The sequence below is a fragment of the Acidovorax sp. SDU_ACID1 genome (genome assembly GCF_045291395.1).
Classification (GTDB): Bacteria; Pseudomonadota; Gammaproteobacteria; order Burkholderiales; family Burkholderiaceae_C; genus MR-S7.
The window spans coordinates 216,439-241,644 of the sequence record NZ_CP152342.1; the positions used below are offsets into that span (position 1 = coordinate 216,439).

Here is a 25,206-nt window from a genome sequence, read left to right on the forward strand (position 1 = left end):
GCTCCTATTTCGAGAGTGCCTTGAAAACCTCGCGCGCAGCCGCCACGGTGGCCTGGATGTCCGCCGCCGTGTGCGCCGCGCTCACGAAGCCCGCCTCGTACAGCGCGGGCGCGATGTACACGCCACGCTCCAGCAGGCCGTGGAAGAGCTGGTTGAAGCGCGCGCCGTCGGTGGTGAGCACCTCGGGGTAGTCCTGCGGCAGCCGCGGCAGCAGGAAGAAGCCGAACATGCCGCCCTCGCTGTCGGCGCAGAAGTCCACGCCCTCGGCCTGCGCCGCGCCTGCCAGCCCGTCGATCAACGCGCGCGTGCGCGCGGCCAGCTGCTCGTAGAAGCCGGGCTTGGCGATTTCGCGCAGGGTGGCAAGGCCGCACGCCGTGGCCACGGGGTTGCCCGAAAGCGTGCCGGCCTGGTAGACCGGGCCCAGCGGCGCGAGCTGCTCCATGATGGCGCGCGGCCCGCCGAAGGCCGCGAGCGGCATGCCGCCGCCGATCACCTTGCCGAGCACCGTGAGGTCGGGCGCGAAGCCGGGGATCTGCTGCGCATACAGGCTCTGCGCACTGCCCAGCGCCACGCGGAAGCCCGTCATCACCTCGTCGATGACCAGCAGCGCGCCGTGCTGCGTGCACAGCTCGCGCGCGCGGCGCATGAAGGGCACGCTGGCGCGCACGAAGTTCATGTTGCCGGCGATGGGCTCCATGATCACGCAGGCCACCTCCTTGCCGTGCAGCGCGAAGGCCTCTTCGAGCTGCGCCACGTCGTTGTATTCAAGCACCAGCGTGTGCTGCACCACCTCGGGCGGCACGCCCGCGCTGGTGGCGTGGCCGAAGGTGGCCAAGCCCGAGCCGGCCTTGACCAGCAGCGAGTCGGCGTGGCCGTGGTAGCAGCCGTTGAACTTGATGATCTTGCTGCGCCCCGTGGCGCCGCGCGCCAGGCGGATGGCGCTCATGCCCGCCTCGGTGCCGGAGCTGACCAGGCGGATCATCTCCATCGACGGCACGTGGCGGATGATTTCCTCGGCCAGCTCCACTTCGCGCTCGGTGGGCGCGCCGAAGCTGAAGCCCTCCAGCGCGGCCTTTTGCACGGCCTCCAGCACGGCCGGGTGGCCGTGGCCCAGGATCATCGGGCCCCAGGAGCCGATGTAGTCGATGAAGCGCTGCCCATCGGCGTCCCACATGTAGGCGCCTTGCGCGCGCGCGATGAAGCGCGGCGTGCCGCCCACGGCGCGGAAGGCGCGCACAGGCGAGTTGACGCCGCCGGGGATGAGCGCCTTGGCGCGTTCGAACAGGGTGGTGTTGCGGTCAGTGCTTGGTGTCATGGGGTGGCATCTCGAAGCCTGCGATGGGATCGGCCGCGGGCTCGTCATCGTCATCATCATCGTCGGGCTGGGCCCAGAACATCCGGTCGGGCAGCACGTGGCCCATGCCGGGGCGAAAGCCGTGCTCCAGGCAGCCGTCGAGGTAGGTCAGTGCCTCGCTGGTGGCCTCGCCCAGGTCGCAGCCGCTGGCCACCAGGGCGGCCAGCGTGGCCGAGAGGGTGTCGCCCGCGCCGATGAAGGTGGCCTCGAAGCGCTCGAACTTACCGTTGCCCAGCACCGACTGGGGCGAGGCGAGCACGTTGTCGATGTGCTGCTCCGGCAGGGGCACGCCGGTCACGAGCAGGTAGGGCACGCCGCTTTCCGATGCGGCCATGGCCAGGTCGCGCGCGGAGGGGCTGCGCTCGCTGCTCCAGTCCGGCAGCAGCCAGCGCCACAGCGTGCTGTGGTTGCCCACCAACACCGAGGTCTGCGGCAGCAGCAGCTCGCGGAAGGCGTCGTGGTACTGGTCGATGGCGTCGTCGCTCCACCAGGACAGGTCGGGCATGTAGGCGATCACGGGCACCTGCGCGTAGTCGGCCGCGATCTCGGCGATGGTGCTGAGGTTCTCGGGGCTGCCGACGAAGCCGACCTTGATGGCCTGCACGGGCATGTCCTCCAGCACGGCGCGGGCCTGTTCGGCCACGGTGTCCTCGTCGAAGGCGAAGTGCTCGAAGATCTCCGCGCTGTCGCGCGCGTAGGTGCCGGTCACGACGGGCACGGGGTGCCCGCCGACCGAGGCCACCGCGGCGATGTCGCCCGCGAGGCCGCCCGCGCCGCTGGGGTCGTTGGCGTTGAAGACCATCACGCAGATGGGCGAAGCGGCTTCGCCGCTATCGGCCTGCGCGGCCGTGTCATCCAGGGGAGAAGGGGTATTCGTGCTCATGAAGAAGTGCCAGCGTAAACGGTGGCACGAAAGCTGCATCCCGCAGTGATCACTAGATACAATCGTTGCATTCTATGTGAAGGCCCCTTAAGCTGTGACGGATCCCAAGACTTGGATGTGCTTGATTTGCGGTTGGATATATGACGAAGCAGTGGGATCTCCCGAGCACGGCATTCCACCCCAAACCCGCTGGGAGGATGTCCCGATGAATTGGACCTGTCCGGAATGCGGGGCCCGCAAGGAAGACTTCGAGATGGTCCAGATTTGAGGCGCGGCTCCTGCCAGCGTTGTTTATCGTTATTGTCAGGAGCAGTGAGAATTGGCTACGACAACAACCGGCCCCACGTTCAGGGTCCTCGTGGTGGATGACAGCAATACGATCCGGCGCAGCGCCGAGATCTTCCTCAAGCAGGGGGGGCACGAGGTGCTGCTGGCCGACGACGGCTTCGATGCCTTGGCCAAAGTCAACGATTACCAGCCGCAATTGATTTTCTGCGACATCCTGATGCCCAAGCTCGATGGTTATCAGACCTGCGCCATCATCAAGCGCAATGTCCGTTTCGCGGATACCCCGGTGGTGATGCTGTCGTCCAAGGATGGAGTTTTCGACAAGGCGCGCGGCCGCATGGTCGGCTGCCAGGAATATCTCACCAAACCATTTACCAAAGACCAATTGCTGCAGGCAGTGCAGCAATTCGGAAATGCGCAACAAGGAGCTATGTAATGCCGATCCAGAAGGTATTGGTGGTTGACGACTCGAAGACCGAGTTGATGTTTCTGACCGATTTGCTGCAAAAGAAAGGCATGCAGGTGCGCACGGCGGAGAACGCGGACGAGGCCTTCCGCCGCCTGGCCGAGGAAAAGCCGGACCTGATCCTCATGGACGTCGTCATGCCCGGCCAGAACGGTTTCCAGCTGACGCGCGCCATTTCCCGCGATCCGCAGTATGCCGACGTGCCCATCATCATGTGCACGAGCAAGAACCAGGAGACGGACCGCGTCTGGGGCATGCGCCAGGGTGCGCGCGGCTACATCACCAAGCCCGTGGATCCTGCCGAGCTGCAGGCCAAGATCGACGCGCTCAACTAAAGGCTGACCGCTGTTCGCCCATGGCCAATCGTGAAGCGCTGAAAGAGCTCCAGACACGCCTCGCGGCACGGCTGCAGGCCGCGCGGGGAGAGGGGTCGTCCGTCTCGTCCTGGCTGGCCGTGGAATCCGCCGGCAGCCGTTTCCTTCTTCCTCTGGGGCAATCGGGAGAGATTTTCCCCTGGGGCGGCGTACAGGCAGTGCCCTACACCCAGCCATGGTTCCTGGGCGTGGCCAACCTGCGCGGATCGCTGACGGGCGTCGTGGACCTCGCCGCGCTGCTCGGCGCCTCCGCGGCGCGTTCGGACCAGGCCCTGGCCGAGTCCAGCCTGCTGGCGCTGAACGGGGCGCTGGAGGTAAACGCCGCGCTGCTCGTCGACAAGCTGGCAGGATTGCGCGGCGCCGAAGCCTTCGTATCGTCCGAGCCCGCGCAGGACGATGCGCCGCCCTATTTCGGCACCACCTATCTCGATTCCCAGGGCACGCGCTGGCAGGAACTGAATCTGCAGGCCCTGTCCCAGCATCCCGCGTTTCTCAGCATCAGTGCTTGAGTTCACTCAGCAACCCGTGCTTGTGTTTCTTCCATAAGGCAGCACCATGTCCGTCGTCAATTCCCTCGGAAAACTGTTCAACCGCAAACCTGCCGACCCGGACGCCGATCCGAATCTGCAGGACGCGGGTCAGGATCCCCTGGCTGCTGGCGCGCTGTCCGAGGCCTACCAGGCCGATGCCATGCACAGCGTCCAGGGCGACCCCGGCGTGCCCTCGCAGTACGGAGACGGCGAATTCGCCGACGAGGACATGGTGGCGCTGCCCCTGCTGGGGCGTGCCACCGCGGCCAGCCACCAGCGGCGCCTGCTGCTGCTGCTGGGCGTGGGCCTGGTGGTGCTGGCGCTCATCGCAGGCTGGGTGCTGCAGCAGGCCAACCGCTCCGCGCAGCAGCTGGCCGCCACGGGCCAATCGCTGATGCAGTCGCAGCGCCTGGCCAAGTCGGTGTCGCAGGCCCTGGTGGGCAGCCCGCAGGCGTTCCCCGACGTCGTGGAAAGCTCGGGCGTGCTGGCGCGCAACGTGCGTGCGCTGGGCAACGGCGATGGCGAGCTGGACGTGCAGGCCCTGGGCGAGCCGTTCAAGCCTGAACTGGATGCCATCACGCCGCTGATGGAGCGCGCCGAGCGCAATGCCAAGGTGGTGATGGGCCAGCAGAAGATCCTGACCCAGGTCGGCGACGCCCTGCGCACCATCAACCGCCAGTCCTCCGACCTGCTGGAGATCGCGGAAACCGTGTCGTCGCTCAAGCTGCAGCAGAACGCGCCGGCGTCGGACATCTCCGCCGCGGGCCAGCTCGTGATGCTCACGCAGCGCATCGGCAAGTCTGCCAACGAATTCCAGACCACCGAAGGCGTGAGTCCCGAGGCCGTGTTCCTGCTGGGCAAGGACCTGAACTCCTTCAAGGAGATCGCCCAGGGCATGCTGGACGGCAGCGCCGACCTGCGCCTGTCTCCCACGCGCGATGCGCAGACGCGCGAGCAGCTCGACGCGCTGATCAAGCTCTACGAGCAGACGCGCACGCAGGCCGGCGCCATCCTGGGCAACCTGCAGGGCCTGGTGTCCGCGCGGGAAGCGCAATCGGCCATCATTGCCGACAGCGAGCCGCTGCGACGCCAGCTCGAGGGCCTGCAGGCCAAGCTGTCGGCCCAGTCGGGCATGGGGGCGGGGCAGTTCGCGGCCTTGGCCGTCGCCGGCCTCTTCGTGCTGCTGTGCGGCGTGGGCATTTCCCGCGTGCAGCTGCTGGACAGCCGCAACCGCCAGTCCGCCGCCGAAGCGCTGCAGCGCGATGCCAAGCGCCAGGAGCAGGAGGCCAAGCGCGTCAACGACGCCAACCAGGCCGCCATTCTGCGTCTCATGAACGAACTGCAGTCGGTGGCCGAGGGCGACCTGACCCAGGAGGCCACGGTGACCGAGGACATCACGGGCGCCATCGCCGACTCCGTGAACTACACGGTGGAAGAGCTGCGCCAGCTGGTGGGCAGCGTGCAGAACACCGCCGCCCGCGTGGCACAGACCACGGCGCAGGTGGACAGCACTTCCACGGAGCTGCTGGCCGCCTCCACCGAGCAGCTGCGCGAAATCCGGGAAACGGGCCGCTCGGTGCTGGACATGGCTTCGCGCATCAACGACGTGTCCGCCCAGGCGCAGGAATCGGCCTCGGTGGCCCGCCAGTCGCTGCAAGCCGCCGACTCCGGCCTGCAGGCCGTGCAGAACGCCATCGGCGGCATGAACGCCATCCGCGACCAGATCCAGGAAACGTCCAAGCGCATCAAGCGCCTGGGCGAATCGTCGCAGGAGATCGGCGAAATCACCGAGCTGATTTCCGACATTACCGAGCAGACCAACGTGCTGGCCCTGAACGCCGCCATCCAGGCCGCATCCGCCGGTGAAGCCGGCCGCGGCTTCTCCGTGGTGGCCGAGGAAGTGCAGCGCCTGGCCGAACGCTCGGCGGACGCCACGCGCCAGATATCGGCGCTCGTGAAGGCGATTCAGACCGACACGCAGGATGCGGTGGCCGCCATGGAGCGCTCCACGCAGGGCGTGGTCGAGGGGGCGCGGCTGTCCGACAGCGCCGGTACCGCGCTGTCCGAGATCGACCAGGTGTCGCGCCGCCTCGCGGAGCTGATCGAGCAGATCTCGTCCTCCACGTCGCGCGAGGCGGAGCTGGCCAACGGCGTGGCCGACAACATCCAGCACATCTTCGCGGTGACGGAGCAGACGGGTGAAGGCACCCGCACGACGGCGCAGCAGGTGCGCGAGCTGTCCCACATGGCCGAGGAACTGCGGCAGTCCGTGGCACGGTTCAAGATCGCCTGAGCCCATCCCTTCAACGAACTGGCTGCGCGACAGCCGGGGACGCATCCATGTCATCTATCGATGCCGCAAACGCTCCGGGTGCCGATTGGGCCCAGGGTGAGCAGGATCTCGGGCCCCTCGCATGGGTGCTTGACGAGCTGCGCAAATCCTTGGACGGAGCCGTCAAGGCCATGCGCAGGTTTGTGCGTGACGCGGAGGTCGCCCGGGAATCCGACCTGGCTTCGCTGGATGCGGGCGCGCTGCGCATCGCACGCCAGCAGTTGCACCAGGCCAGCGGCGCGCTCGAAATGGTGGGCATGACTCCGCCGGCGCTGGTGCTGCGGGCCATGGAAACCGCCGTGCAGCGCTTTGTTCAGCGGCCCGAACTGTGCAGCGACGATGCGGCTGAGGTGATCGAGCGCGCGAGCTTCGCCCTGGTCGAATACCTGGAGAACGTGCTTGCCGGCAAGCAGGTGTCTCCCGTGGCCTTGTTCCCGCAGTACCGCGAGGCCCAGGCCCTGGCGGGAGCGGACCGCGTGCACCCGGCCGACCTGTGGCCGGTGGAGCGGCGCTTCCGCGAGCCCGACCTGCCGGTGCCCGAAACGCCGTTGTCCTATGGTGCCGAGGCGCGCGCACGCCTGGACAGCGCCGTGCTGCGCATCGTCAAGAACGCCGACGCGGGCGCCTCGGCGGATATGCAGAACACCTGCATGGGGTTCGCGGCAGCGCAGACCGACCGGCAATCGCGCGCGTTCTGGAAGATCTGCGCTGGCTTCTTCGAAGCGCTGGCCCATGGCATGCTCAAGCCGGACGTGTACGTCAAGCGCGTGGCCTCGCGCGTGCTGATGCAGTATGCGGCCCTGGCCAAGGGCGATGGCGCCATTGCCGATCGGCTGGTGCAAGACCTGCTGTTCTTCTGCGCCCAGGCAGATGCGGCACGCACGGCCGCCGATGCGCCCGCGCTGCTCGCCGTGCGGCAGGCCTTCGGGCTGGACCGGTACAAGCCGGTGGACTACGACACCCCGCGTTTCGGCCTGTTCGACCCGGCCCTCCTGGCCCAGGCGCGCAAGCGCATCGCGGCCGCGACGGAGACGTGGTCTGCGCTGGCGGGCGGGGACCGCCTCAAGCTCAAGCCAGCCGCCGACCAGTTCAGCCTGGTGTGCGATTCGCTGCGCAAGCTCCATCCGGACAGTGAACCGCTGGCCCAGGCGCTGACGCGTGCCGTCGAGGCGACCACGCGCGCGGGAGAACCGCCGTCGGCGGCACTGGCCATGGAAGTGGCCACCTCGGTCCTGTACCTGCAGGCGTCCTTCGAGGAGCTGGACGTGGCCCAGGAGTACATGGCCGAGCGCGCAGCGCGCCTGGCCGACCGGCTCGACGGTGTGGCCGCGGGCGGTGAGCCCCAGCCGCTCGAGCAGTGGATGGAGGAACTGTACCGCCGCGTAAGCGACCACCAGACCATGGGTAGCGTGGTGGACGAATTGCGCGCGACGCTGGCGGAAGCCGAGAAGTCCATGGACCAGTTCTTCCGCAACCCGGAGGACGTCGCGGCGCTCAAGCCCGTGCCGGGCTGCCTGCAGCAGATGCGCGGCGTTCTGTCGGTGCTCGGCCTGGACCAGGCATCGCTGGCGGTGGTGCGCATGCGCGATACCGTCGAGCGCCTGCTGATCAACGATATCCCCGCGCAGGAGCGCCAGGGCGTCTTCGAAAAGCTCGGCAACAGCCTGGGCGCGCTGGGCTTTCTCATCGACATGCTGAGCTACCAGCGCACGATGGCGCGCAAGCTCTTCGTCTATGACGAGGAACTGGGAGAGCTGCGGATCCTCATGGGGCGTGTGCGCACGCGCGCTGCCGACAGCCCGCGAGAGGCCGAGGCCGCGCTCGAGTCACGCGGCCAGGAGCCCGAAGCCGAACTGGCGTTTCCCGATGCGCCGGAACTCACCGAGCCCTCGCCCGCGCAGGACACCGCACCCGCCCTGCTGGTCGACCTGGATTTTTCACTGCCGGCCACGCAAGAGGCCGCGGTGTCGTCCCCCGTGCCTCTGGACGTACCAGTGTCCGATGCGGCGGAGCCGGCCAGCGTGGCCCCTCCCGTGCCGCAGGACGACGATGGGGAGGACGAACTCCTGGACATCTTCCTGGAGGAAGCGCGGGAAGTGGTGGCCAACGGCCTGGCTGCCGTCGCGGCACTGCACAACGAACCCGGAGACCTGAGCGAGCAGACCACGCTCAGGCGTGCGTTCCACACGCTCAAGGGCAGCTCGCGCATGGTCGGGTTGAACGATTTTGGCGAGGCCGCATGGTCCATGGAGCAGACGCTCAATGCCTGGCTGGCGGAGCAAAAGCCCATCAAGGCGCCGCTGCTGCAATTGTCGAGCGAAGCACTGCAGGCATTTGGCCGCTGGGCGGACGATATTGCGACTGGATCGGCGGACCATTGGAATCCGCAGGCATTCCAGGCCACGGCCGATGCGATGCGCGTGGAGGGCACCCTCGTGCCCCTGGAAGTGCCCGGCGCTGCGCAGCCGCAAGCGGTTCCCGAACCTGCCGCGCTGCCGCAGGAGCCTGAGGCGGCCGAAGCGGCCGAGGTGCCCCTGCCGGAGGATGAATCCCCGGCCGATACGATGCCCGGACCCGCGCAGGCCGAGGCGGCGCCTCTCGAGTTTGACCTGCTGCTGCCCGACATTGACCTGGGGCAGGCCGATGATTTCGCGGACACCTCGATCCATGAGGCCGAAGAAGCACCCTCCCCGGAGGACGCACCTGCCGAGCTCACTGCGGCGGAGCTGGTGGAAGAGATCGATTTCGCGGTCTTCGAGCAGGCGGTGGAGGCCGCGGCGCAGCAGGAGGCGCCCGCTGCCGAGGCTCCTGCGGAGCCTGCGGTGCAGGAGGCGCCTTCACAGGAAGAGGCGTTCTTCATCGCGACGGATATCACCCCCGAATTCATCCTGGAAGAGCCCGAGGGAGCACCGGACCCGCACGCAGCCAGCGCCGAGCCCGAGATTCCCCAGGAGCCCGAGGTGCCCGCGGAGGAAAGCCTCGATGCAGCCGCGGCTGCGCCGGTCGATGAGGCCGTCAAGGTCATCGAGCACCTGCGCATCGGCATACCGCTGTACAACGTCTACCTCAACGAAGCGGACGAATGGTCGCGCCGGCTGGTCACGTCGCTGCAGGAGTGGTCGCTGGAGCTGCACCGACCGCTGCCCGATACGGCGGTGGCGCTGGCCCATTCCCTCGCAGGCAGCTCCGCCACCGTGGGGTTCGCGGCGCTGTCGGAAATGGCGCGCATGCTGGAGCATGCGCTGCAGCACGTGCAGTTGCAGCCGCGCGGCCTGCCCGAGCAGGCGGAGTGCTTCAATGCAGCAGCCGACGACATCCGCCGCCTGCTGCACCAGTTCGCCGCCGGCTTCCTCAAGGAGCCCAACGCGCAGTTGCTGGAGCAGTTGCAAGCCATCCTGCAGACCGAGGTGACCAGCGGCATGGCCCAGCTGGAGGACGAGGCTGCCGAAGGGGAGGGCGCGGACGCCGTCGAAGCCCCTGCGCCGCTCGCCGTGGCGCAGGCCCTGCCCTCGGCGCAGCCGGCCACGGAACTGGACCGCGACCAACTGATCGATGACGCCATCGCGCATGCCGTGGCATCCAGCGTCGATGACGACATCGACGTGCTGGACATCATCGACCCCGACCTGTTCCCGATCTTCGAGGAAGAGGCGCTGGAATTGCTGCCCACCCTCGGCGCCGCGCTGCGCCAGTGGTCGGCACGCCCCGAGAACCTGGGCGCGCGCAGCGAGTTGCTGCGCGCCCTGCACACTCTCAAGGGCAGCGCCCGCCTGGCGGGTGCGATGCGGCTGGGTGAAATGGCCCACCGCATGGAAACCGCCGTCGAGCAGATCGACACGGAAGCCTTGACGGCGCAGGACATCGAGCCCTTGCTGGCGAGCTTCGATGGCCTGCAGGCGAGCTTCGACGCATTGCGCACCATCGGCGCGCAGCCTTTGACCGAACCCGTGGCCGTACCGGCGGCCACCCTGCCGGACGAGCCGGCGGCTGCAGCGCCCGCGGCCGAGCTGGCTGCGGCCCAGCCCAAGCCTCTTGCAGTGGCGCCGATGGTGCGGCCCGTGGCCAGCGCGCCGGCACGCACGGCCGGCGGGCAGTCGGTGCGGGTGCGCGCGCAGCTGCTGGACCGCCTGGTGAACCAGGCGGGCGAGGTGATGATCGCCCGCTCGCGCCTGGACGCGCGCATGACGCAGTTGCGCGGCTCGCTGGACGACCTGACGGGCAACCTGGAGCGCCTGCGCCAGCAGCTGCGCGACATCGAGGTGCAGGCCGAATCGCAGATGCAGTCGCGCCTGGCGCTGTCCAAGGATTCGGCGGCGGGCTTCGACCCGCTGGAGTTCGACCGCTTCACGCGCGTGCAGGAGCTCACGCGCATGATGGCCGAGTCGGTGAACGACGTGGCCACGGTGCAGCGCAACATGCAACGCGCGATGGAGGGCGCCGAGGACGACCTGATCGCCCAGGGCCGGCAGGCGCGCGAGCTGCAGCGCGACCTGCTGCGCACCCGCATGGTGGAGTTCGAAGGCATCTCCGAGCGCCTTTATGCCGTGGTGCGCCAGGCTTCCAAGGAAACGGGCAAGCAGATCAAGCTGGACATCTCCGGAGGCTCCATCGAAATGGACCGGGGCGTGCTGGACCGCATGACGCCCGCCTTCGAGCACCTGCTGCGCAACTGCGCCGGCCACGGCATCGAGGCCCCCGAGGCACGGGTCGCCGCGGGCAAGCCTGCCGTGGGCACCATCACCATCGCGCTGCGGCACGAGGGCAACGACGTCTCGGTGGAGTTCCGCGACGACGGAGCGGGCCTGGACATCGACCGCATCCGTGCCAAGGCCGTGGCACAGGGGCTGATCGCGCAAGACGCGCCGCTCACCGACGCCGATGCGGCGCAGCTCATCTTCATGCCGGGCTTTTCCACCGCGACGGAGGTCACGGGCCTGGCGGGCCGCGGCATCGGCATGGACGTGGTGCGCTCGGAAGTCAACGCGCTGGGCGGCCGCATCGAAACCGAGACGGCTGCGGGCCGGGGCTCGTCGTTCCGCATGGTGCTGCCGCTGACGACGGCCGTGACGCAGGTGGTGATGCTGCGCGCGGGCACGCTCACGTTCGGCGTTCCTGCCAGCCTCATCGAGATCGTGCGCCGCACCACGGGCGCGGAGCTCGATACCGCCTATGCCGGCCACAGCTTCCACGATGGCATGGACGACCTGCCCTTCTACTGGGCGGGCGCCCTGCTGCAGGCCTCCGCGCGCAGCCAGGAAGTGGCGGGCAAGAGCCGCCCCGTGGTCATTCTGCGCAGCGCGTCGCAGCGCATCGCGGTGCACGTGGACGAAGTGCTGGGCAACCAGGAAGTGGTGGTGAAGAACCTGGGGCCGCAGCTGTCGCGCCTGCCGGGCCTGGCCGGCATGTCCGTGCTGGCTTCCGGCGCCGTGGTGCTGATCTACAACCCCGTGGCGCTGTCCACGGTGTATGGCGAACAGGTGCGCAGCGCCACGCATGCGCCGGCCGTTGCCGAGGCGCCCGCAACGCCCGAAGCGGCGCCGCAGGCCTCCGCCAGCCAGGTGCCGCTGGTCCTGGTGGTGGACGACTCCATCACCGTGCGCCGCGTCACCCAGCGCCTGCTGCAGCGCGAAGGCTACCGCGTGGCGCTGGCGGCCGACGGCCTGCAGGCGCTGGAGCGGCTGCAGGAGGAGCGGCCGGCGGTGGTGCTCTCGGACATCGAGATGCCGCGCATGGACGGCTTCGACCTGGCCCGCAACATCCGCGCCGACGCGGCGCTGCACGGCCTGCCGATCATCATGATCACCTCGCGCATCGCGCAGAAGCACCGCGACCACGCGATGGAGCTGGGCGTGAACCACTACCTCGGCAAACCCTACTCCGACGAGGAATTGCTGAGCCTGGTGCAGCACTACACCCGCCAGGCCGCCGAGGTGCCAAGCGCCTGACGCAGCGCATCCGCGGGGCCTTCGCCGGGCCCCGCGGCGCAGGCCCTAAAATCGGGCCATGCCTGCCGAGTCCGCGCCCATGAACCTGACGCACCACTTCCTGATCGCCATGCCGGGGCTGGAAGATGCGTCCTTCGCGCGCAGCGTGGTGTACCTGTGCGAGCACAGCGAGCGCGGCGCGCTGGGCCTGATCATCAACAAGCCCATGGACATCAGCCTGGAAGGGCTGTTCGAGAAGGTGGACCTGTCGCTCGGGCGCAAGGACCTCACGCGCGAGCCCGTGTTCCAGGGCGGGCCGGTGCAGACCGAGCGGGGCTTCGTGCTGCACGATTCCATGCGCGCCGCCGCCGCGTCGGACGACGAAGAGGCGGACGACTCCGCCTACGCCTCGACCATGGCCATCCCCGGCGGACTGGAGATGACCACCTCCAAGGACGTGCTGGAGGCGCTGTCGCACGGCGCCGGGCCGCGGCGCGTGCTGGTCACGCTGGGCTACTCGTCCTGGGGCGAGGGCCAGCTCGAATCCGAACTGGCCGAGAACAGCTGGCTGACCGTGGGCGCCGACCCGGCAGTGATCTTCGAGACCCCCGTGGGCGAGCGCTACGACCGTGCCCTGGGCCTGCTGGGGCTGCAGGCGTGGATGCTGTCGCCCGAAGCGGGGCGTGCATGAGCGGCCAGCCTGCCCCGGCCGTCCTCCCCGCGCACTTCCAATCCTTCCTGGCCTTCGATTTCGGACTCAAGCGCACCGGGGTCGCGGTTGGCACGCGTATGCTGCGCACGGCCACGCCGCAGGCCACGATCCGCGCCGAGGGCGATGCGCGCTTCGCCCAGGTGGCCGAGCGCATCCGCGAGTGGCAGCCCGACGCGCTGGTGGTAGGCGTGCCCCTGCATCCCGACGGCGCGCCGCACGAGAACACGGCGCGCGCGCAGAAGTTCGCGCGCCAGCTGCGCGGGCGCTTCGGCCTGCAGGTCTTCGAGGTGGACGAGCGCTACAGCACCACCGAGGCGCATGCGCAAGGCGCGCGGGACGCCGACGCGGCCTCTGCCTGCATCATCCTGGAACAGTTTTTGAGGAGTCTTCCATGAGTTACCTGACGCTGGACGCCGAGGCGCTCTACGCCGAGCTGCTGCGCGGCGTGCGCGCGCTGCGCGGGCCGGATACGCAACTGGCGGGCATCGCCTCGGGCGGCGCGTGGCTGGCCGAGCGGCTGCAGAAGGATCTGGGCCTGCCCGGCAGCGCGGGCGTGCTGTCGTCCAGCATGCACCGCGACGATTTCGCCAGCCGGGGCCTGGCCGCGAGCACGCAGACCACGTTGCCGTTCGACGTGAACGGCGCCGACATCCTCGTGCTCGACGATGTGCTCTACACCGGCCGCACCATCCGCGCCGTGCTCAACGAGCTGTTCGACTACGGCCGCCCGGCCCGCGTGCGCCTGGCGGTGCTAGTGGACCGCGGCGGGCGCGAGCTGCCCGTGGCGGCCGAGTTCGCCGCCGCGCGCGTCGCGCTGCCGGCCACCCAATCGCTGTCGCTTGCCCGCACCGAGGGCGGCGCCTTCCACTTCGACATCAAAGAGGTCTGACGGTGCTGTACAAGCGCAACCCCCAACTCAACAAGAACGGCGAGCTGGTCCACCTGCTGTCCATCGAGGGCCTGCCGCGCGATATCGTCACGCACATCCTCGACACCGCCGCCAACTTCGTGAGCGTGCAGGAGCGCGAGGTCAAGAAGGTGCCGCTGCTGCGCGGCAAGAGCGTGTTCAACCTGTTCTTCGAGAACAGCACGCGCACGCGCACCACGTTCGAGATCGCGGCCAAGCGCCTGTCGGCCGACGTGTTCAACCTGGACATCGCGCGCAGTTCCACCGCCAAGGGCGAGACGCTGCTCGACACCATCGACAACCTGAGCGCCATGGCCGCCGACATCTTCGTCGTGCGCCACAGCGAATCGGGCGCGCCCTACCTGATCGCGCAGCACGTGGCGCCGCACGTGCACGTGGTCAACGCGGGCGACGGGCGGCACTCGCACCCCACGCAGGGGCTGCTGGACATGTACACCATCCGGCACTACAAGAAGGACTTCAGCAACCTCACGGTCGCCATCGTCGGCGACGTGCTGCACTCGCGCGTGGCGCGCTCGGACATCCATGCGCTCACCACGCTCGGCGCGGCCGAGGTGCGCGTGGTCGGCCCGCGCACGCTGGTGCCCGGCGACCTGGCGCAGATGGGCGTGCGCGTGTTCCACAGCCTGGAGGAGGGCATCAAGGGCTGCGACGTGGTCATCACGCTGCGCCTGCAGAACGAGCGCATGAGCGGCGCGCTGCTGCCGTCCAGCCAGGAGTATTTCAAGAGCTTCGGCCTCACGCCCGAGAAGCTGCTTCTCGCCAAGCCCGATGCCATCGTCATGCACCCCGGCCCGATCAACCGCGGCGTGGAGATCGACTCCGCCGTGGTGGACGGCCCGCAGGCCGTGATCCTGCCGCAGGTCACCTTCGGCATCGCGGTGCGCATGGCCGTCATGTCCATCGTCGCCGGGAACGAGGCTTGAAGACTATTATTTTCATAGCTGCTCGCGCTTTCTCAGTAAGCGCTGGCAGCCAATTTGGCTTGAAACCATGAAAATACTCATCCAGAACGGCCGGGTGATCGACCCCGCCAGCGGCCTCGACAAGGTGTGCAACGTGGCCCTCGCGGCGGGCCGCATCATCGCGGTGGACCGCGACCCCAAGGACTTCACGCCCAACCGCGTGATCGACGCCGGCGGCTGCCTCGTGCTGCCCGGCCTGGTGGACCTCGCCGCGCGCCTGCGCGAGCCCGGTTACGAGCACGAAGGCATGCTCGAATCGGAGATGGCGGCGGCCGTCGCGGGCGGCGTGACCAGCCTGGTCTGCCCGCCTGACACCGACCCGGTGCTCGACGAGCCCGGCCTGGTGGAAATGCTCAAGTTCCGCGCCGAGAAGCTGCACCAGGCGCGGCTGTTCCCCCTGGGCGCGCTCACGCGCGGGCTGGCCGGCGAGGTGCTGACCGAGATGGCCGAACTCACCGAGTCCGGCTGCGTGGGCTTCGGCCAGGCCGACGTGCCCCTGGCCAGCACCCAGGTGATGCAGCGCGCGCTGCAGTACGCCGCCACCTACGGCTACACCGTCTGGCTGCGCCCGCAGGAGTTGCACCTGGGCAAAGGCGTGGCCGCCAGCGGGCCGCTCGCCACGCGCCTGGGCCTGTCCGGCGTGCCGGTGGCGGCCGAGACCATCGCGCTGCACACCATCTTCGAGCTGCTCAAGACCACCGGCGCGCGCGTGCACCTGTGCCGCCTGTCCAGCGCCGCGGGCGTGGACCTGGTACGCCAGGCCAAGGCCGCGGGGCTGAACGTGAGCTGCGACGTGAGCATCCACTCGCTGCTGCTCACCGATGCCGACATCGGCTACTTCGACAGCCGTGCGCGCCTCACGCCGCCGCTGCGCCAGCAGCGCGACCGCGATGCGCTGGCCGCCGCGCTGGCCGACGGCACCATCGACGCGCTGGTCTCCGACCACACGCCCGTCGATGAGGACGCCAAGACCCTGCCGTTCGCCGAGGCCGAGCCCGGGGCGACGGGGCTGGAGCTGCTGCTGTCCATCGCCCTCAAGTGGTCGCGCGATGCGGGCGTGCCGCTGGCCCGCGCGCTGGCCGTGGTCACGGCCGAGCCCGCGCGCGTGCTGGGCGCATCGCTGGGCACGCTGCAGGCCAGCGTGGGCCGCATCGTGGAAGGCGGCGTGGGCGACCTGTGCGTGGTCGACCCCGCGGCGCACTGGACGGTGGAGGCCGGCGCCCTGGCCAGCCAGGGCAAGCACACGCCGTTCTCGGGCTACGAGCTGCCGGGCCGCGTGCGCTGCACCCTGGTCGGCGGCCAGCTGGCCTTCGAGCGCGGGTGAATGGGACAACCCCTGAGCGGCTGCGCCGCTTCCCCCTTCTCCTGCGGGAAGGGGGACGGTGCCAGTGGCCGGGCCAAGCCCGCTCCACGGCACCCGCTGGCCTGCCGAGTGCCCGGAGATACGCTCCCGGTGGATGCTTGGATACCTTGAGGGAGCCCTGATCCATGTTGCGCGGACTGCGGGCCTCATGGCGGGTGCTGCGCCTGCTGGTCCACGCGCTGCATGGGCTGCTGGTCGTGCTGCTGCGCTTTCCGCGCATGGAGCCCGAGCAGCAGCAGGCCCGTGTGCAGGCCTGGGCGCTGGGCCTGCTGCATTGCGCGGGCATCACGCTTCGGGTGCACGGCGAGCCGGCGCGCCACGGGCCGGTGCTGCTCGTGGCCAACCACCTTTCGTGGCTCGACATCCCCGTGATGCACGCGGCGCGCTACTGCCGCTTCATCTCCAAGTCCGATGTGCAGGCCTGGCCCATCGTGGGCACGCTCGCCACGGCCGCGGGCACGCTCTACATCGAGCGCGCATCGCGCCGCGATGCGCTGCGCATGGTCGGCAGCATGCGCGATGCGCTGCACGCGGGCGAGGTGCTGGCCGTGTTCCCCGAGGGCACCACGGGCGACGGGCGCACGCTGCTGCCCTTCCACGCCAACCTGATCCAGGCCGCCGTCGCGGCTGGCGCGCCGGTGCAGCCCGTGGGCCTGCGCTTCGTGGACCGGCGCACGGGCGCCACCAGCCATGCGCCCAGCTACATCGGCGACGAGACCTTGGTGGGCTCGGTCTGGCGCACCCTCATGGCGCCGCCGCTGGCCGCCGTGGTGCATTTCGGCGCCCTCCAGCAGTCCGGGGGCGCGACCGCCGCGCGTGGAGTCAGGACCTGCACGCCGCGGTCGATGCGCTGCGCCGCAGCTGAGCCGCATCGCCCGCGAAAAGCCGACATATTCAACAGATCTGCGTGTAAATCGCTGTTACATACACGGAAGTGTCAACGGTTTGCAGTAACGTTGCGCGCTTTCCATACCGTTCAACGGAGAGAGGGCACCATGCATGTGATCGAGCGCGCGAAGGACATTCTGCTCAAACCAAAAGAGACGTGGGCCGCCATTGCCGCAGAGGCGGCCACGCCGGCCGGCCTGTACACCGGCTACCTGATGATCCTCGCGGCGATCCCCGCCGTCTGCGGCTTCATCGGCATGTCCCTGATCGGCGTGGGCGGTTTCGGCTTCACGTTCCGCGTGCCCGTGCTGGCGGGGCTGGCCAACATGGTGGTGTCGTACGTGCTCAGCCTGGTCGGCGTGTACCTGCTGGCGCTCGTCATCAACGCGCTGGCCCCGACCTTCGGCGGAACGCCCAGCCCCATCCAGGCGCTCAAGCTGGCGGTCTATGCGAGCACCGCGGCCCTGCTCGGCGGCGTATTCGCCCTGCTGCCGGCCATGGCAATCCTGGGGCTCGTGGCGGCGCTTTACTCGCTGTACCTGCTGTACGCGGGCCTGCCCGTGCTGATGCGCAACCCACCGGAGCGTTCGCTGCCCTACACGGCGGTGGTGGTCGTGGCGGCCATCGTGCTGGGCGTGGTGATTGGCGCGCTGGGATCGCTCTTCACGCCCAGCGGCCCTGCCATGTGGGGCGGTGCGGGCCAGGCGCCCGCAGTTGCCGCCGGGCAGGGCGCGGCGGGCCTGGAGGCGGCGGGCAAGAAGATGGAAGAGGCCGCGCGCCGCATGGAAGAGGCGCAGAAAAGCGGCGATGCCAACCAGGCCGCGGCTGCCGCCGCGCAGGCCATGGTCGCAGCCATGGGCGCCGCAGGCGGGCAGGCGGTGGCGGTGCAGTCGCTCAAGGCGGCGCTGCCCGGCACCCTGGGCGGCCTGCCGCGCACGGGCCTGGAGGCGCACGACGGCGCCGCGATGGGCCTGCCCACGAGCCAGGCCAGCGCCGAATACGGCCGCGGCGACGCCCTGGTACGCGTGTCCATCGTGGACGCGGGCGGGCTGGGCCAGCTGGCGCAGCTCGCCGGCAAGATGCAGTCCGAGCACGAGACCGAAACCTCGGTCGAGAAGACGTGGCAGGAGGGCAGCCGCACGCTGCAGCAGAGCTACGAGAAGGATGGCAGCCAGTCGGAGTTCAAGGTGGTGCTCGGGAACGGCGTGATCGTCACCGTCGAGGCGCAGAACATGGCCATCAAGGAAGTGCAGGCGCTCATGGGCCTGATCGACCTGCCGGCGCTGGAAAACCTGCAGCGCAAGGGCACTTCCTGACGGGCGCTGCCCGCCGCCTTCAAGCGCGCGGGAATGTGACGATGTGGTCCACCTGCGGCCGGATGCCGATCCACTCGCCCAGCGCGTGGTCGTGGTGGCTGGGCACGTGGGCCAGCACGATGAGGCCGCTGGCCAGCTCCAGCGTGTAGAGGAACTCCGACCCCCTGAACGCCTTGCGCACGATGCGCGCCTGCACGGGCGCCGCGTCGTCGTGCACCACGTCGTCGGCGCGCAGCAGGATGTCGCATTCGCCGCCGGGGTAGCGCGAGGGCAGGGGGCAGCCGTCGATGTCCGTCAGGTTGCCCAGCTGCGTGTGCGCGACCACGTGGCCGCCCTGCTGCACGAGCCGGGCCGGCGCGAACACGCCGTGGCCGATGAAGTCGGCCACGAAGCGCGTGGCGGGGCGATGGTAGAGCGCATAGGCGTCGTCCCACTGGTGAAGCTCGCCGCTTTCCATCACGCCGATGCGGTCGCCGATGGCGAACGCTTCCAGCTGGTCGTGCGTGACGAACAGCGCCGTGGCGCCCGCTGCCTTGAGGATGGCACGCACCTCGTGCGCGAGGCGTTCCCGCAGGTCCACGTCCAGGTTGGAGAACGGCTCGTCCAGCAGCATCAGGCGCGGGCGCGGCGCCAGCGCGCGCGCCAGTGCCACGCGCTGCTGCTGGCCGCCCGAAAGCTCGTGCGGAAAGCGCGCCTCGCTGCCCTCCAGGCCGACGAGGGCCAGCACCTCGCGCATGCGCTCGGCCTGGGCGGCGGCGGGCAGCGCGTGGATGCCGAAGGCCACGTTGCGCCCCACGTTCAGGTGAGGGAACAGCGCATAGTCCTGGAACACCATGCCGATGCGGCGCTGTTCGGGCGGCACGCTGCGGCCGCTGGCGCCCACGACGTCGCCCTCCAGGCGGATCTCGCCGGCGGACACGGGCTCCAGCCCGGCCACGGCGCGCAGCAGCGTGGTCTTGCCGCAGCCCGACGGGCCGATCAGCACGCCGATCTCGCCGGCCGCCAGGCCCAGGGTCACGCCGCGCACGGCGGCTTGGGGGCGGTTGGCATACCGCACGTCGAGCTGGGAGACTTCGAGGAACATGGCCGGATTCTAGGGTGCAGTTGCGTAGAATCATTCCCATTTGCATCCTGACGGCCGCATCCTTCGCGGCTGCCTCCCCTCCCTTGATCCTCCGCGCCTTGCGTCTCGCACCCCTGGCGGTGCTCGTCCTGTTGCTCACCCTGCCGGTGCTGGCCCTGCTGGGCGCCTGGCTGCCGCTGGGCGCGGACGGCGCGCAGGCCGGCGCCATCCTGCGCGAGATGGCGGCCACCGTGCTGCCCGAATACCTGTGGACCACGCTGTGGCTGGGCCTGGCCGTGGCCGTGGGCGCAGCCGTGGTGGGCACGGCCTGCGCGGCGGCGGTGACGCTGTTCGACTTCCGCGGGCGGCGCGCCATGGAATGGCTGCTGCTGCTGCCGCTGGCCATGCCGGCCTATGTGACGGCCTATGCGTATACCGACTTCCTGCAGTTCAGCGGCCCGCTGCAGGTGTGGATGCGCGCTGCCTTCGGGCTGGAAGGACGGCTGCTGCCCGAGGTGCGCAGCCTGGGCGGGGCGGTGTGGGTGTTCATCTTTTCGCTCTACCCCTACGTCTATCTGCTCGCGCGCACCGCCCTGGGCGAGCGCGCGGCGCACCTCATGGAGGCCGCGCGTCTGCTGGGCGCTTCGCCCGCGCGGCGCATCCGCAGCGTGGCGCTGCCGCTGGCGCGCCCGGCCGTGGCGGCGGGCGTGGCGCTGGTGCTGATGGAGACGCTGGCCGATTTCGGCGTGGCGAGCTACTTCGGCATCCAGACCTTCACCACGGGCATCTACAAGGCCTGGCTGTCGATGGACGACCGGCTGGCAGCCGCGCAGCTCGCCACCTTCCTGCTGGCGCTGGTCGTGGTGCTGCTGCAGCTCGAACTGCGCGCGCAGCGGCGCATGCGCTTCGCCACGGGCGGCGTGGGCCGCGCGGGCTCGGCCGAGGCGCAGCCCACGCGCCTGGCGGGCGGGCACTGCGCGCTGGCGTGGCTGGTGTGCCTGCTGCCGATGGCCATGGGCTTCGTGGCTCCGGTGCTGTTCATGCTGCGGCCGCTGGCGGCCGACTGGTCGGTCCTGCCATGGACGCGCTTCCTGGAATGGGCGGGCAACAGCGTGCGGCTGGGCGCCATCACCGCCGTGCTGGCCGTGGCCATCGCCGTGGCGCTGGCCTTCGCGGTGCGCCGGCGCAAGGACGCGGCCACGCGCGCCGCGGTGCAGCTCGTGGGCCTGGGCTACGCGGTGCCGGGCGCGGTGATCGTCGTGGGCTTGCTGCTGCCCGTGGGCTGGCTGCAGGCGGCGGCGCCCGAATGGGGGCTGCCCGCGCTCATCACGGCGACGGCCGTGGGTATCGTCTGGGCCTACCTGGTGCGCTTTTGCGCCGTGGCGTTGCAGTCGGTGCAAAGCGGCTATGCGCGCATCCCCGCCAGCCTGGACGACTCCTCGCGCATGCTGGGCGTGGGCAGCTGGGGACTGCTGGCGCGCGTGCACTGGCCGCTGCTGCGGCGCTCCACCGCGGCGGCGGCGCTGCTGGTGTTCGTGGACGTGATGAAGGAGCTGCCCGCCACCATGGTGCTGCGCCCCTTCAACAGCGACACGCTGGCCGTGGTGGCCTACCAGCTCGCGCGCGACGAGCGCCTGGGCGAGGCGGCGCTGCCCTCGCTGGCGCTGGTGGCCGTGGGGCTGGTGCCGGTGATCCTGCTCAGCCGCACGCTGCGCGCTTCGTCCCGGTAAGCTGCGGCGCATGACCGACATCACCATCTACCACAACGCCCGCTGCAGCAACTCGCGCGGCGCCCTGGCGCTGCTGCGCGAGCGCGGCATCGAGCCCGCCATCGTGGACTACATCGCCCAGCCGCTGGACGAGGCCCGGCTCACCGCGCTGGTCGCTCGCCTGGGCGTGCCCGTGCGCGACCTGCTGCGCAGCAAGGAGGCGGCCTACCAGGAGCTGGGCCTGGGCGACCCGCAGCGCACCGACGCGGAGCTGATCGCCGCCATCGCCCGCCACCCGGTGCTGCTCAACCGCCCCATCGTCGTCACGCCCCGCGGCGCGCTGCTGTGCCGCCCACCCGAGCGGGTGCTGGAGCTGCTCCAGGGGATTTGAGCCAAAATGGCCTGCAGCGCTTTCTGGATAAGCGCTGGCAGCTATGGAAAATGGAGCGAATCGCCTGTGCCTTGCCGTACGTCGAGACACATCTGCGTCATATTCGTCAAGACTAGACACATATTGTTTCCCTTGGTGTAGGTTTATGAGCGATTACCGGCGGCCCAGCCGTCTTTGACTTGCCTCACATAAGTGCGTCCCTAGAATCCGGGGTTTTCCCTATGTGCCCGCTGCATTGGCAGCCGGTTGGTTGGAACCCAAGGACGGATGGATGGATAGCACGCAGCAGTGCCTCACGGTCGCGGGATTTGGCGTGGCATTCGGCGCCAGGATGGTGCTGGCGGACCTGGATTTCGCGCTGCCCCGCGGGGGCGTGACGGCGCTGCTGGGGCCGTCAGGCTCGGGCAAATCGGCGCTGGTGCGCACGCTGGCCGGGCTGCACGAGGAGCATCCGCGCTTTCGCAGCTGGGGCAGCGTGACGTACGACGGCCGCCCGCTCGGCGAGGGGCCGCGCCCGGGGCTGGTGCAGCAGGCCGCGCGCGTCATGGGTGCTACCGTGCTCGATGCGCTGGCCGGGCCGGTACGCGAATCCCTGCGCCTGTCGCCCCTGGAACTGCGCGAGTGGTGCACGAGCCTCGTGCGCCGCATGGGCGTGCCCGAGCTGGCCCAGTCGCTGGACGCGATGGTGCTCGACCTGCCGCCGCTGCAGCAGCGGGCCGTGGCCATCCTGCGCGAGGCGGCATGCGAGCCGCCGCTGCTGATGGTGGACGAGCCCACCTCCAACCTTTCGGACTACGACGCCTACGTGCTGCTCGAGCTGCTGCGCGAGGTGGCCCGCACCAGCACCCTGCTGGTGGTGCTGCACAACCAGCGCCATGCCGCGCAGCTGGCGGACCACATGCTGCTGCTGGCCGGAGGGCGCGTCCAGGAGGCGCGGGCCATGGAGGACTTCCTGACCGCGCCGCAGTCGGAGGCGGGCATGCAGTTCGTGCGCACCGGCAGCTGCTCGGTGCCCTCGCTCGATGCCGATCCCGACACCCTGGCCGAAGATGTGGCCCCGCCGCCCGCCCTGCAGCACGTGCCCGCCAGCGTGCTGCAGGCTGTGGCCGAGGCCAAGGCGGAGCCTGCGCCGACCCTGCTGGCCGGTGGCATCGTGCCGCCCGCCACGCAGCCCGTGAATGCGCCGCTGGGCTTCGCCTGGCTGGAGCCCGGCCGCATCGCCGGTGCGCCGCTGCCGGGCGCGGTGAACGACATCCACCACGACCTGGTGGCGCTCAAGCGCATGGGTATCACCATGCTCATCACCCTGACGGAGCGGGACCTGCCCGGCGACGTGCTGCGCCAGCACGGCCTGGCCAACCTGCACCTGCCCATCTACGACCATGAAGTGCCCACCCTGGCGCAGATCCAGATGCTGCTCAAGCGCATGGAGGGGCTCATCCAACGCGGCGAAGTGCTGGCCGTGCATTGCCTCGCGGGCAGGGGGCGCACCGGCGTTGTCCTGGCCGCGTGGTGGGTGCGGGCGGGGCTGACCGCGCAAGAGGCACTGCGCCGGGTGCGCCTGATCGACCCGCGCTACGTGCAGAACGCCGAGCAGGAGACGTTCCTGCAGAGCTACGAAAACATGATCTTGCAGAAGATCGTTTAACTATCTACCCACGGTAATGGAGGGACAGCCCGATGAGTTTCGAGAATGCATTGAACCATGCCGCCAGCACGGTGCCCGAGTGCGTGGCCGCCGGCTACGTGGACATCTCCTCCGGCATGCTGCTGGCGCTCAAGACGGTGGATTCGCACCCGCAGCAGGTCATCGACCTGCTCGCCGCCGCCACGGCCGACATGTTCGCCGGCCCCAACGTGAGCATGATCGAGCGCCTGTTCAAGAAGGCCCGCGGCCTGCAGGACGACGGCTTCCACTATTTCCAGGAAGTCATCGTCAACAGCGAGAACCTCATCCACGTGTTCCTGCGCGGCAAGATCAACCCCGACTACGTGGTCGTGTTCGTCTGCCGCAAGACCGCCAATCTGGGCATGGCGCTGACCAAGGCGCGCCTGGCGCTGCCTGCGCTCGAAGCTGCGTTCTGAAGCGATAAGCATCGAATTGGCTGCCAGCGCTTGTCCATCAAGCGCAGGCAGCTATTTTTTTGATAGTAATGGGTCTAAGTCTGCCTTAAGCGTGGCCGCGCACACTGCCTGCCATCGCATCACTTGCACAAGGAAAGGCAGACCATGGACACCCTTGCATCCACCCCCCGCAGACTCATCCTGGCGCTGGTGGCCGCCGGTGCGCTCGGCGCCACCGGCGCCGGCCTGGTGACAAGCCGCCAGGCGCAGGCCGTGGCGCAGCCCGCAGCCGTGCCGTTGGCGCAGCCCGGTGGCGAGGCACTGCCCGGCTTCGCGCAGATCACCGCGCAGAACGGCCCCGCCGTGGTCAACATCAGCGTGAGCGGCACGCAGCGCACGGCGCTGGCCGAGGGCGACGACGACGGGCCCGCCGACCCGTTCCAGGAATTCTTCCGCCGCTTCGGCATGCCGCAGGGCATGCAGGCACCGCGCGATGTTCCCGTGCGCGGCCAGGGCTCGGGCTTCATCGTCAGCCCCGACGGCGTGGTGCTCACCAACGCCCATGTGGTCAAGAACGCCGACGAAGTGACCGTCAAGCTCACCGACCGGCGCGAGTTCCGCGCCAAGGTGCTGGGCGCCGACCCGCAGACCGACGTGGCCGTGCTCAAGATCGACGCGAAGGATTTGCCCACGGTGCACCTCGGCAGCACGCGCGCATTGGGCGTGGGCGAATGGGTGCTGGCCATCGGCTCGCCCTTCGGCTTCGAGAACAGCGTCACGGCCGGCGTGGTCAGCGCCAAGGGCCGCGCGCTGCCCGACGACAGCGCCGTGCCCTTCATCCAGACCGACGTGGCCGTGAACCCCGGCAACTCGGGCGGGCCGCTGTTCAACGCGCGCGGCGAGGTCGTGGGCATCAACTCGCAGATCTACAGCCGCTCGGGCGGCTACCAGGGCGTGTCGTTCGCCATCCCGATCGAGGTGGCCGCGCGCGTCAAGGACCAGATCCTGGCCACCGGCCACGCCAGCCACGCGCGCCTGGGCGTCACCGTGCAGGAGGTCAATCAGACCCTGGCCGACTCCTTCGGCCTCGACAAGCCCCAGGGCGCGCTGGTGGCCGACGTGCAAAAGGGCGGCCCCGCCGACAAGGCCGGCCTGCGCTCGGGCGACGTGATCCGCAGCGTGGACGGGCAGCCCATCGTCTCCTCCAGCGACCTGCCGGCCTTCGTGAGCCAGACGGCGCCCGGCACGCAGGTGCGCCTGCAGGTGTGGCGCCACGGCCGCAGCGAGGACGTCACCGCCACGCTGGGCAACGCCGCCGACAAGCCCCCGGCACAGGCCCGTGCGGACGCTGCGCCCGGCCAAGGCCGCCTGGGCCTGGCCCTGCGCCCCTTGCAGCCAGGTGAGCAACGCGAAGCCGGCGTGGAAGGCGGCCTGCTGATCGAACAGGCCAGCGGCCCCGCCGCCCGCGCCGGCGTGCAGGGCGGCGACGTGCTGCTGGCCGTCAACGGCACGCCCGCGCGCGACGTGGCGCAGGTGCGCGGCGTGGTGGCCAAGGCGGGCAAGTCGGTGGCGCTGCTGGTGATGCGCGACGGCGAGCGCATCTTCGTTCCCGTCCGACTTGGCTGACCGGGGCGTGCCGCTATGCTTGGCGGCATG

The 25,206-nt window shown here is 69.6% G+C and carries 19 protein-coding genes and 2 pseudogenes; 18 read left to right on the forward strand and 3 right to left on the reverse strand.

Annotation, left to right across the window (positions count from 1 at the left end):
* Positions 1-4 precede the first annotated feature (4 nt).
* Together hemL and AAG689_RS00970 are read right to left on the reverse strand one after the other, a co-directional pair.
* A complete protein-coding gene (gene hemL / locus AAG689_RS00965) occupies positions 5-1,315 on the reverse strand; it encodes a glutamate-1-semialdehyde 2,1-aminomutase (RefSeq protein ID WP_406624401.1) in 1,311 nt (436 codons plus the stop codon).
* A complete protein-coding gene (locus tag AAG689_RS00970; RefSeq protein WP_020230816.1) occupies positions 1,299-2,237 on the reverse strand; it encodes a bifunctional hydroxymethylpyrimidine kinase/phosphomethylpyrimidine kinase in 939 nt (312 codons plus the stop codon). The genes hemL and AAG689_RS00970 overlap by 17 nt, the downstream gene beginning before the upstream one ends.
* A gap of 115 nt (positions 2,238-2,352) precedes the next feature.
* Between AAG689_RS00970 and AAG689_RS00975 the strand changes: the two genes are divergently transcribed.
* From AAG689_RS00975 to AAG689_RS01035, 13 genes and pseudogenes are all read left to right on the forward strand, one after another.
* A complete protein-coding gene (locus AAG689_RS00975; protein WP_406626257.1) occupies positions 2,353-2,505 on the forward strand; it encodes a rubredoxin in 153 nt (50 codons plus the stop codon).
* Between the two features lie 51 nt (positions 2,506-2,556).
* Complete coding sequence (locus AAG689_RS00980; protein ID WP_406624402.1) at positions 2,557-2,961, forward strand: PleD family two-component system response regulator; 405 nt, start codon at positions 2,557-2,559, stop codon at positions 2,959-2,961.
* On the forward strand, positions 2,961-3,326 hold the full coding sequence (locus tag AAG689_RS00985) for a PleD family two-component system response regulator (protein WP_011794058.1): 366 nt from the start codon (positions 2,961-2,963) through the stop codon (positions 3,324-3,326). Before AAG689_RS00980 ends, AAG689_RS00985 begins: the two co-directional genes overlap by 1 nt.
* Positions 3,327-3,346: 20 nt before the next feature.
* Positions 3,347-3,874, forward strand: coding sequence for a chemotaxis protein CheW (locus AAG689_RS00990; RefSeq protein WP_020230814.1), 528 nt, complete (start codon positions 3,347-3,349; stop codon positions 3,872-3,874).
* Positions 3,875-3,920: 46 nt separating this feature from the next.
* Positions 3,921-6,188, forward strand: a complete 2,268-nt coding sequence (locus tag AAG689_RS00995) for a methyl-accepting chemotaxis protein (protein WP_406624403.1) — start codon at positions 3,921-3,923, stop codon at positions 6,186-6,188.
* A 47-nt stretch (positions 6,189-6,235) separates the two neighbouring features.
* A complete protein-coding gene (locus tag AAG689_RS01000; protein WP_406624404.1) occupies positions 6,236-12,172 on the forward strand; it encodes an Hpt domain-containing protein in 5,937 nt (1,978 codons plus the stop codon).
* 58 nt (positions 12,173-12,230) lie between these two features.
* On the forward strand, positions 12,231-12,842 hold the full coding sequence (locus tag AAG689_RS01005; protein ID WP_406624405.1) for a YqgE/AlgH family protein: 612 nt from the start codon (positions 12,231-12,233) through the stop codon (positions 12,840-12,842).
* On the forward strand, positions 12,839-13,258 hold the full coding sequence (gene ruvX / locus AAG689_RS01010; RefSeq protein WP_406624406.1) for a Holliday junction resolvase RuvX: 420 nt from the start codon (positions 12,839-12,841) through the stop codon (positions 13,256-13,258). Before AAG689_RS01005 ends, ruvX begins: the two co-directional genes overlap by 4 nt.
* Entirely contained in the window at positions 13,255-13,752 is a 498-nt protein-coding gene (gene pyrR / locus AAG689_RS01015; RefSeq protein WP_406624407.1) for a bifunctional pyr operon transcriptional regulator/uracil phosphoribosyltransferase PyrR, read from the forward strand. Before ruvX ends, pyrR begins: the two co-directional genes overlap by 4 nt.
* A 2-nt stretch (positions 13,753-13,754) precedes the next feature.
* Positions 13,755-14,717: an aspartate carbamoyltransferase catalytic subunit gene (locus AAG689_RS01020; protein ID WP_020230808.1), complete on the forward strand. Its 963-nt coding sequence runs from the start codon at positions 13,755-13,757 to the stop codon at positions 14,715-14,717.
* Positions 14,718-14,784: 67 nt separating this feature from the next.
* Complete coding sequence (locus AAG689_RS01025; RefSeq protein WP_406624408.1) at positions 14,785-16,080, forward strand: dihydroorotase; 1,296 nt, start codon at positions 14,785-14,787, stop codon at positions 16,078-16,080.
* A 164-nt stretch (positions 16,081-16,244) separates the two neighbouring features.
* Positions 16,245-16,984: pseudogene (locus AAG689_RS01030) on the forward strand (lysophospholipid acyltransferase family protein).
* Between the two features lie 166 nt (positions 16,985-17,150).
* Positions 17,151-18,323: pseudogene (locus tag AAG689_RS01035) on the forward strand (Yip1 family protein); the annotation flags it as partial.
* Positions 18,324-18,342: 19 nt separating this feature from the next.
* Here the strand turns inward: AAG689_RS01035 and AAG689_RS01040 are convergent.
* Entirely contained in the window at positions 18,343-19,407 is a 1,065-nt protein-coding gene (locus AAG689_RS01040) for an ABC transporter ATP-binding protein (protein ID WP_406624409.1), read from the reverse strand.
* Positions 19,408-19,505: 98 nt separating this feature from the next.
* Between AAG689_RS01040 and AAG689_RS01045 the strand changes: the two genes are divergently transcribed.
* From AAG689_RS01045 to AAG689_RS01065, 5 genes are all read left to right on the forward strand, one after another.
* The gene (locus AAG689_RS01045) at positions 19,506-21,116 is read left to right on the forward strand and encodes an ABC transporter permease (RefSeq protein WP_406624410.1); all 1,611 of its coding nucleotides are present in this window, start codon (positions 19,506-19,508) and stop codon (positions 21,114-21,116) included.
* A gap of 10 nt (positions 21,117-21,126) precedes the next feature.
* Positions 21,127-21,486 carry an arsenate reductase (glutaredoxin) gene (gene arsC, locus AAG689_RS01050; RefSeq protein WP_406624411.1) on the forward strand — a complete coding sequence of 120 codons (360 nt, stop codon included), beginning with the start codon at positions 21,127-21,129 and terminating at the stop codon, positions 21,484-21,486.
* A gap of 271 nt (positions 21,487-21,757) precedes the next feature.
* Positions 21,758-23,134 carry an ATP-binding cassette domain-containing protein gene (locus tag AAG689_RS01055; protein WP_406624412.1) on the forward strand — a complete coding sequence of 459 codons (1,377 nt, stop codon included), beginning with the start codon at positions 21,758-21,760 and terminating at the stop codon, positions 23,132-23,134.
* A gap of 32 nt (positions 23,135-23,166) precedes the next feature.
* The gene (locus AAG689_RS01060; protein ID WP_406624413.1) at positions 23,167-23,571 is read left to right on the forward strand and encodes a hypothetical protein; all 405 of its coding nucleotides are present in this window, start codon (positions 23,167-23,169) and stop codon (positions 23,569-23,571) included.
* Positions 23,572-23,715: 144 nt separating this feature from the next.
* Positions 23,716-25,176, forward strand: coding sequence for a DegQ family serine endoprotease (locus AAG689_RS01065; protein WP_406624414.1), 1,461 nt, complete (start codon positions 23,716-23,718; stop codon positions 25,174-25,176).
* Positions 25,177-25,206: the final 30 nt, after the last annotated feature.

Excerpts from the sequence above, each read along its gene's own strand:
- hemL (WP_406624401.1), bottom strand. The coding sequence starts at position 1,315 with ATGACACCAAGCACTGACCGCAACACCACCCTGTTCGAACGCGCCAAG.
- AAG689_RS00970 (WP_020230816.1), bottom strand. The coding sequence starts at position 2,237 with ATGAGCACGAATACCCCTTCTCCCCTGGATGACACGGCCGCGCAGGCC.
- AAG689_RS00975 (WP_406626257.1), top strand. The coding sequence starts at position 2,353 with ATGTGCTTGATTTGCGGTTGGATATATGACGAAGCAGTGGGATCTCCC.
- AAG689_RS00985 (WP_011794058.1), top strand. The coding sequence starts at position 2,961 with ATGCCGATCCAGAAGGTATTGGTGGTTGACGACTCGAAGACCGAGTTG.
- AAG689_RS00990 (WP_020230814.1), top strand. The coding sequence starts at position 3,347 with ATGGCCAATCGTGAAGCGCTGAAAGAGCTCCAGACACGCCTCGCGGCA.
- AAG689_RS00995 (WP_406624403.1), top strand. The coding sequence starts at position 3,921 with ATGTCCGTCGTCAATTCCCTCGGAAAACTGTTCAACCGCAAACCTGCC.
- AAG689_RS01000 (WP_406624404.1), top strand. The coding sequence starts at position 6,236 with ATGTCATCTATCGATGCCGCAAACGCTCCGGGTGCCGATTGGGCCCAG.
- AAG689_RS01005 (WP_406624405.1), top strand. The coding sequence starts at position 12,231 with ATGCCTGCCGAGTCCGCGCCCATGAACCTGACGCACCACTTCCTGATC.
- ruvX (WP_406624406.1), top strand. The coding sequence starts at position 12,839 with ATGAGCGGCCAGCCTGCCCCGGCCGTCCTCCCCGCGCACTTCCAATCC.
- pyrR (WP_406624407.1), top strand. The coding sequence starts at position 13,255 with ATGAGTTACCTGACGCTGGACGCCGAGGCGCTCTACGCCGAGCTGCTG.
- AAG689_RS01025 (WP_406624408.1), top strand. The coding sequence starts at position 14,785 with ATGAAAATACTCATCCAGAACGGCCGGGTGATCGACCCCGCCAGCGGC.
- AAG689_RS01040 (WP_406624409.1), bottom strand. The coding sequence starts at position 19,407 with ATGTTCCTCGAAGTCTCCCAGCTCGACGTGCGGTATGCCAACCGCCCC.
- arsC (WP_406624411.1), top strand. The coding sequence starts at position 21,127 with ATGACCGACATCACCATCTACCACAACGCCCGCTGCAGCAACTCGCGC.
- AAG689_RS01055 (WP_406624412.1), top strand. The coding sequence starts at position 21,758 with ATGGATAGCACGCAGCAGTGCCTCACGGTCGCGGGATTTGGCGTGGCA.
- AAG689_RS01060 (WP_406624413.1), top strand. The coding sequence starts at position 23,167 with ATGAGTTTCGAGAATGCATTGAACCATGCCGCCAGCACGGTGCCCGAG.
- AAG689_RS01065 (WP_406624414.1), top strand. The coding sequence starts at position 23,716 with ATGGACACCCTTGCATCCACCCCCCGCAGACTCATCCTGGCGCTGGTG.